The organism is Ruoffia sp. FAM 24228 (assembly GCF_045528575.1).
Lineage (GTDB): Bacteria > Bacillota > Bacilli > Lactobacillales > Aerococcaceae > Ruoffia > Ruoffia halotolerans.
Map to the genome: position 1 here is coordinate 1 of NZ_JBGQQZ010000088.1, position 8,063 is coordinate 8,063.

The window sequence follows — 8,063 nt, forward strand, 5'->3', positions numbered from 1 at the left end:
TTAGTTCCACTAAGCGAATTGGTAGAGTCTGCTTACGCAAGGTATTGAACCGCCGTGTACGGAACCGTACGCACGGTGGTGTGAGAGGTCGACTAGTCAAATAATGGCTAGTCTCCTACTCGATTGGCCATTAATTTAATAAAGAAGCAAAGAAATAAAAGATCTTAATCCTATTTAGTAAGCGATGATAAGGGTAAAACATAGAGAGAGAAAGGCGATAAAATACCGCTAATAAAACAGAATTGAGAGACTTACAATTGGAAACACATATAGCATTATAGCATAGCATAAAAAGGGCTAAAACTCTATATTATCGCCAAAAAATTTACATTAAATTTACAAACAAAAAGGATTTTGAATACTTTTTTAAGGCTTAATGTGCCAAACTTTAACCAATGAACAATGCAGCATTCGCTGTTTTCTTACAAAATATCTTAAGAGGTGAATCGCGTGCAAGTTAGATTTGAAAATGTCACCATGGACTATGGTGATAAAGAAGTACTACATGAGCTAAATTTCACGATTTCCGAACATTCCTTGATGTCGATACTTGGCCCTAGTGGCTGCGGGAAGTCGACAACCTTGATGCTAATTTCAGGGTTGATCAAACCGAATAGTGGTCATATTTACTTTGACGATAAGGATGTTACTGCTTTAGATGCTGTTAAATGAAAAGTGGGAATGGTGTTTCAAAACTATGCCTTATATCCTCATTTAACTGTCTTAGAGAATATTATGTTTCCGCTTAAGATTGCACATGTCAAAAAAACAGATCGTCTCAAAAGAGCTACCGAATTGGCTGATCTCGTGCAAATTTCAGAACATATTCATAAAAAACCGAAACAATTATCAGGTGGTCAGCAACAACGGGTAGCAATTGCACGGGCTTTAGCTAAAAAACCACAGATTCTATTGATGGATGAACCGTTATCAAATCTTGATGCGAGATTACGGATCGAGATGAGAGAAGAAATTCGAAGAATTCAACAAGAAACTAATATTACTACCGTGTTTGTGACTCATGATCAGGAAGAAGCCATGAGTATTTCTGACCAAGTAATGGTGCTTAATGATGGGCATATACAGCAAAATAGTGAACCACAAACGTTATATGATTTCCCTGAAAATCAGTTTGTAGCACAATTTTTGGGAAATCCTGTTATCAATATATTACCTACTACTAATGATGTCATTAATACTTCAAGTTTGAATTTTTCACCTTCTGACTTAGCTAAAGCAGTCAGTATAGGGGTTAGACCTGAAAACTTAAGGGCAGTTACTAATGAAGAGCAAGCACTCTTTAGTGGAACAGTGAAACACCTGGAAAGATTTGGTAAGAAGAGTACCTTGAAACTAATCAATGGTGACTTAGAGGTGACAATCAGCGACGTTTTGAACCATTACGAATTAGGAAATAAAGTCAGCGTAGTAGCTGATAGCGAAGATATTCATTTGTTTGACCAAGCAGGCCAGTCAATCGCGATCAAGGAGGCGTGACATGATCCAAAAACCCACTTTAAAAAGTTCCTTGAAAGCATATCTTTATTTACTTCCGGCATTGGTAATATTGGTCATTTTTAATATTTACCCAATTTATAAATCATTCGCTATGAGTTTTTATACGGACTATAATTTTTTCCAAAATATCGTGAATGCATATGGGTTCGATAACTTCGTTAAAATATTCAATGACCCTAATTTTTATTTAGCTGTGCGGAACACATTCATTTTTGTAATAGGAGTAGTTCCCGTCTCAATCGTATTATCACTTGCGATTGCTCTTTTATTAAATCAAATTAAATGGCTTTCTAGTTTTTTTAGAACAGTTTACTTCTTGCCATTTGTCACGAGTACCGTAGCTATTTCATTAGTATGGAGCTGGATCTACCACACTAGATTTGGGTTAATGAACTACTTTCTTAGTTTTTTGGGGATAGATCCAATTGCATGGTTGACAGATCCTAAATACGCCATGTTAGCGGTAGTGATTATGGCTATCTGGAAAAGTTTGGGATTCAATATCATATTGTTTTTAGTTGGGTTGAACAATATTGACAAAACCTATTATCAAGTTGCTGAAGTCGATGGTGCAAGAGAATGGCAACGATTTACAAATATCACGATTCCCTTATTGAGTCCAACAACTTTTTTGATCACTGTTGTTGGGACAATCAATAGTTTTAAGGTATTTGATGAAGTTTATGCCATGTTCCAAGGCCGTCCTGGACCAGCTAAATCCACATTGACTGTTGTGTATTATTTATATGAAAAGTTCTATACAGAATATCAATATGGCATTGCAGCTGCCGCTGGAGTCGTTCTGTTTGTGATTATTTTGATCATCACGTTGATTCAAATGATCTATAATCGGCGATTCGTCCATTACTAAGGGGGCCTTTTTAAAATGACTCAAAAAATAAAACTCACGATTTGTTATGTTTTGTTGGGCATTGGAGCTATTAGTAAGCTGTTACCGTTTATTTGGATGGTTTCTACATCCTTAAAAACGGCTGGAGAAGCTACTGCGATGCCACCAATCTGGATTCCAAAGAGTTGGAAGTTCAGTAACTATGTGACTGCGTGGAATGCCGCTCCATTTGGTAGATACATGATCAATAGTATTATTGTTACCACTTTTTCAACACTCGGAGAGTTAGTTACTACCATATTTGCAGCCTTTGCATTTGCAAAACTACAATTCTATGGAAAAAACCTGATATTTACAATCTTAATGGGAACAATGATGGTTCCAGGTGAACTATTGTTAATTCCAAACTTTGTGACACTATCACGCTTTGGTTGGATTAATACTTTTTTTGCGTTGATTGTGCCTTGGCTCGCTAGTGTATTTTCGATTTTCATGCTTCGACAAACATTTCAATCCGTTCCAAACGAAATTTATTATGCTGCAAAAGTGGATGGGGCGAGTGATTTTAGGTTCTTATGGGAGGTGATGGTACCCTTAGGTAAATCTAGTATTGTAGCGATTGCAGTTCTAAAAATCATTGGAAGTTGGAACTCGTTTGTTTGGCCACTTATTGTGACAAACGAACAAAGCATGCGGACACTTCCAGTCGGATTACAAGCTTTTACGACAGAAGCAGGAACAAAATTTCAGTTATTGATGGCAGCATCAACAATAGTGATCATTCCTATGGTAGTGATCTACATTTTCTTACAAAAGTATATTATTGCTGGGATTTCCAAAAGTGGCATTAAAGGATAAGGAGCGGAATAATGACAAATCTTTCAGGATACAAAAAGGTCGTAGGCGGCGCACTTGTATTAGCAAGTGCCTTCACATTAGTAGCGTGTAGCAATAATGGTAATAATTCATCTAACGGTGGGGACTCTGGTTCAAATGACGATAATAAAGCACCGGTTGAATTAACTTTTTGGCATGCTATGAATGGCCCCCACCAAGAGGAAATTACTAAATTAGTGGCGGCATTCAATGATTCTCAAGAGGATTATAAAGTTGTAGAACAAAATCAAGGAGATTACGATACACTTCAGCAATCGATTATGGCCGCAGGGGCGTCTGGCGATTTACCAACATTAGCACAAATTACACCGGGAAATGCGCCAGACTATACTAAAAACGGCTTGTTAATTGCATTAGACGATTTGATGACTGGGGATACAGGGTTTAGTCAAGAAGAATTGGACGATATTTATCCAGGCTTTTTGGATAGTTCAAAGTATGACGGTAAAACCTATGCTTTTCCTTTCTCAAAATCTACTCGGATTATGTATTACAACCAATCTGTTCTAGATGAATATGATGTCGAAGTGCCTGAAACGTGGGATGAAGTTGTTGCATTAGGAGAAAAGATGACTTCTAACAGTGATGACAGAGTTGCAATGGGATTTGAGAATTCTTTTGAAATGGAATATGAAACGATTGCCAAGCAAGCTGGGGCTAAATTCATAGAACCAGAAACCTTAGAAACTGATATTGCTGGCGATAAAAGTGTCGAAGCATTGCAATTTGTGATGGATCTCATCGATAAAGGTTATGCGCGTACTGCCGGAGAAGATGGTCACTTCTCAGGACCGTTTGATCGTGATGAAAGTGCCCTTTATATTGGATCTAGTGCGGGAGTATCTCATGTTGCAGAACCTGCTGAAGAAAGTGGCATAGAATGGGGAACTGCTGAAATTCCTACCTATAATGACTCACAATTAACGCTCTTTGCGGGTAATGATCTGGGGATATTCTCTTCGGCTTCTGAAGAACAACAAGCCGGTGGTATGGCATTTATCAAGTTCTTATTGGAACCTGCAAATACTGCAGAATGGGCTATGGCTACAGGATATGTTCCAATCAGAAAGTCTGCTCAAGATGAACAAGATTACAAGGATTACATTGCAGAACATCCTGAATACGAAGCAGCAAACAAAGAACTTGCCTATGGACAATCTGAAACATCATTTGTTGGGTTTGGACAATTCAGAAATGTCTTGTTAGAAACACTCGACAATGTATTATCTAATAAAGCTGATGTTAAAGAATCACTACAATCTCTAGAAGATCAAACCAAAACGATTATTACAGACAATAACTAAAAAACAATAATAACTAGAAACATGGTGTAAAAATGACTAAAATCAGGTTTTGGAATGGGCTTGATACGATTGGTGGAAATATTGTAGAAGTTGCGACCGAAACAAGTAGAGTCATTTGTGATTTTGGGGCTGCCGGGGATTTATCGGCAGCCTCTCTTGACAATGATTATACGCCACTAGAAGCAGGTATAGTAACGGGCCTTATTCCAGCAATTCCAAACCTATTCGAGACAAGTAAATTTAAAGATATTGTATTATCTGATGTTTCAAAGAGTACAAAAAACACTGCGATTTTCATTTCTCATCTGCATTTAGATCATATGGCTTTATTACGGTTTTTACCAAAGGGTACGGATGTCTATCTATCTGAGGACTCGGTAAAATTGTTTGAACAGTTAATCAAAGTTGGTGAAGACGAGAGCGTAATGGCTTCAATTAGACCATTCGTTTATGAAAAAACAGTTAATGTCGGTGATATTTCAGTAGTAGCTTATGAGAGTGATCACGATGTTGTTGGTATCAGTGCTTTATTTATCGGTACACCAGGTTATAAAGTGATTCATTCGGGAGACTTAAGACTAAATGGTGACCATCCAGAGACCATTAAAAGATGGGTGGAGAAGGCTAAAGAGTGGCAACCAGATATGTTGTTGATTGAAGGGACAAGCTTTAGCTTTGACGATTCAAACGATACAATTGAAGAAGCGGTTACGGAAAAAGCGGAAAAGAAAAACGAAGTCGTTCTGGTAACAGAGCACGATTTAAGGAGATATTTTGAAAATTTATTGAAGACTAGTACAGAGTTATTAGTTCTGAATCCATATATTCGAAATGTCGAAAGATTAAAAAATTTAGTCGAGCTAGCAAATAAGGCCGACCGACCACTTATATTAGAGAAACCTTATGCGACTATTCTCAGAGCATTTTATCCAAATCTACTACTTTATGTGCTAAAAGAAGAATTTGAAGATAATTTCACAGATGATGAGTATAGTGGGGTAAAAAATCGTTCAAAAAAAGATTTGTCACAGGAAAATAGGTTGTTGAATGATTCAAGTGCCAAGATAGTTACACTGGATGATATTCGGCAAAATCCATCTCATTATGTCCTTCAGAATAGCTTTAAACATCTCAATCGATTAATGACACTGCCTAGTGGTAGTTATTTGCATTCAAATGGTGAGCCATTAGGAGATTATGATCCAAGATTTAAGGAAATGAAGGAAACTTTAGAAAGATATCAATTTAAGTTTGTATCATTTGGAGCAAGTGGGCATGCTAGTCAGGAAGATTTGTTAAAAGTAGCAACTACTATTCAAGCTAAGTTGACAGTGCCATGGCACACTTTTAAACCGAAACACTATGGGAATATTCTAGCAAAAAATGGTTTAAAGATATCTTTACCACAAAAGAATAAAAGGTATAATTCTTCTAAAATATGATTTCAAAAATAATTTAGGTGAGACTAAAGGATTTACACCATTAAAAATGTAACGTAGAGTGCCAAAACAATACGGTTGTGATGGCACTCTTTGCTTTTTGCTGGTTATTTACTCTATGTTGAGGGACAGATTATTATATTAAGATTTAATACGGCCAAATACTATTTGATAATTTGAAACTTGTCTTAATACTACTTTCAAAATAATTTAATTGTGATATAATATACAAAAACAGAAGCGACAAGGTGAAAGTTTTATCAACATCCTCATATCCTATTACTAGCTGATGGCTAATAATACTCAGATGGGTTTGTTTTTATAAGTTTCTACCTATTGCGAGAAGGAGGAAAATGATGAAAATTACTATTGCTGGTGCAGGTGCTATGGGTAGTCGTTTCGGATTAATGCTTCATAAGGCTGGACAGGAAGTTTTCTTGGTTGATGGTTGGAAAGAGCATGTAGAGGCAATTAATCGCGATGGACTTAAGGCAAATTTCAATGAGAAGGATATTGTGGAAAAAATTCCGGCAGTTTTGCAATGTGACATCCCAACCGACTTTAAAACGGACCTTATCATTTTATTTACTAAAGCACTGCAGTTGGACGACATGATGCAAGCATTGAAACCGATTATCCATGATCGAACTGATGTATTATGTCTGTTGAATGGTATTGGGCATGAAGAGATCATTGAAAAATATGTAGGCTTGGACCATATTTTCATTGGTAACACAATGTGGACAGCTGGGCTTGAAGGCCCTGGTAAAGCTAAACTCTTTGGAACTGGATCAGTTGAACTCGAAAATCTTGGAGAGGGGCAAAGTGCGAAAGCTGAAGAAATCGCTAATGTGTTGACCGAGGCTGGGTTAAATGCTAGCTATTCAGATAATATCCGGTATTCTATCTATCGTAAAGCTTGTGTTAATGGGACGTTAAACGGTTTATGTACGATCTTAGATTGTAATATCACAGGCTTCGGTACTTGCAAATATGCTCATGAGATAGTGACAAGCATTGTTTCCGAATTTGCAGCTGTTGCCAAACACGAAAACGTTTCATTAGATGTAGATGAAGTGATTCATCATATTGAAGAGACCTACGATCCTGAAACCATTGGATTACATTATCCTTCAATGTATCAAGATCTAATCAAAAATCATCGTTTAACAGAAATAGACTTCATTAATGGAGCTGTTGCTAAAAAAGGTGAAAAGTATGGTATCAGTACTCCTTATTGTAAATTCTTAACAGAGTTGATTCACTGTAAAGAAGAGATTTTAAAAGCAAAATAAGGTATTAATTTAACGACTTGAATTATTTAATTGAAACATGATATGGACTATCATTGGAATCATGAAAAGAAGTAAAAGATATAAAATATAGAATAGAAAGTCAGGCGAATATATGACAGACGAAAAAATATCACCAAAAATGTTTATGAATAAAGTGTTAAATGGGACGGCTTTGGGAATTATCATAGGACTAATATCAAATGCGGTTTTATCAGGTATTTTAAAATTCTTTGGAGATAATGTTTTTGCAGTTACCTTGACTCAAGTAGCAGTTATTTTTCAGTTAGGAACGCCTTTGATCATTGGAACATTGATTGCTCACCAATTCGGGTTTAAACCAATGACAATGATGGTCACTGGAGCAGCTGCTTTTATCGGTAGCGGTGTAATCAAGTTCAATGTTGAAGCTGGGGCATATGTAGGTGCAGGCACAGGAGATATCATCAATACGATGTTGACTGCGTCTATAGCAGTGTTACTGATTCTTTGGATTAAGGACAGTTTTGGATCAGTTGCTATCGTATTGACTCCAATAGTTGTTGGTTGTGGCGCTGGTCTTATTGGTGTTTTCCTTTTACCATATGTCAGTTATATCACAACAGGTATCGGTTCTATTATTAATACTTTTACTGAATCCTGAACAATTCATACTTTTCGTTGAAACATGTGCCAACTGCCTAACGGCAGCTTAAATTTACTTTTTCATTTTCACCTGTTAAGTGATGAAAAAAGAACCCCATTCTGATATTGTAAAGGTGTC

Annotated in this window: 5 protein-coding genes and 2 pseudogenes; all 7 read left to right on the forward strand. The window is 36.6% G+C overall.

Annotated features, from left to right (window positions below; all coding sequences use genetic code 11):
- Positions 1-450: 450 nt before the first annotated feature.
- A pseudogene (locus ACEN33_RS11355) lies at positions 451-1,497 on the forward strand (ABC transporter ATP-binding protein).
- A 1-nt stretch (position 1,498) separates the two neighbouring features.
- Positions 1,499-2,389, forward strand: a complete 891-nt coding sequence (locus ACEN33_RS11360; protein WP_407090898.1) for a carbohydrate ABC transporter permease — start codon at positions 1,499-1,501, stop codon at positions 2,387-2,389.
- Positions 2,390-2,404: 15 nt separating this feature from the next.
- Entirely contained in the window at positions 2,405-3,226 is an 822-nt protein-coding gene (locus ACEN33_RS11365) for a carbohydrate ABC transporter permease (RefSeq protein ID WP_407090899.1), read from the forward strand.
- An 11-nt stretch (positions 3,227-3,237) separates the two neighbouring features.
- The gene (locus tag ACEN33_RS11370; RefSeq protein ID WP_407090900.1) at positions 3,238-4,569 is read left to right on the forward strand and encodes an ABC transporter substrate-binding protein; all 1,332 of its coding nucleotides are present in this window, start codon (positions 3,238-3,240) and stop codon (positions 4,567-4,569) included.
- A 32-nt stretch (positions 4,570-4,601) separates the two neighbouring features.
- The gene (locus tag ACEN33_RS11375; RefSeq protein ID WP_407090901.1) at positions 4,602-6,011 is read left to right on the forward strand and encodes an MBL fold metallo-hydrolase; all 1,410 of its coding nucleotides are present in this window, start codon (positions 4,602-4,604) and stop codon (positions 6,009-6,011) included.
- A gap of 353 nt (positions 6,012-6,364) precedes the next feature.
- Complete coding sequence (locus ACEN33_RS11380; RefSeq protein WP_407090902.1) at positions 6,365-7,303, forward strand: 2-dehydropantoate 2-reductase; 939 nt, start codon at positions 6,365-6,367, stop codon at positions 7,301-7,303.
- A 112-nt stretch (positions 7,304-7,415) separates the two neighbouring features.
- Positions 7,416-7,934 (forward strand): annotated as a pseudogene (locus ACEN33_RS11385) (PTS sugar transporter subunit IIC); the annotation flags it as partial.
- Between the last annotated feature and the right edge of the window lie 129 nt (positions 7,935-8,063).

Excerpts from the sequence above, each read along its gene's own strand:
- ACEN33_RS11365 (WP_407090899.1), top strand. The coding sequence starts at position 2,405 with ATGACTCAAAAAATAAAACTCACGATTTGTTATGTTTTGTTGGGCATT.
- ACEN33_RS11370 (WP_407090900.1), top strand. The coding sequence starts at position 3,238 with ATGACAAATCTTTCAGGATACAAAAAGGTCGTAGGCGGCGCACTTGTA.
- ACEN33_RS11380 (WP_407090902.1), top strand. The coding sequence starts at position 6,365 with ATGAAAATTACTATTGCTGGTGCAGGTGCTATGGGTAGTCGTTTCGGA.
- ACEN33_RS11360 (WP_407090898.1), top strand. The coding sequence starts at position 1,499 with ATGATCCAAAAACCCACTTTAAAAAGTTCCTTGAAAGCATATCTTTAT.
- ACEN33_RS11375 (WP_407090901.1), top strand. The coding sequence starts at position 4,602 with ATGACTAAAATCAGGTTTTGGAATGGGCTTGATACGATTGGTGGAAAT.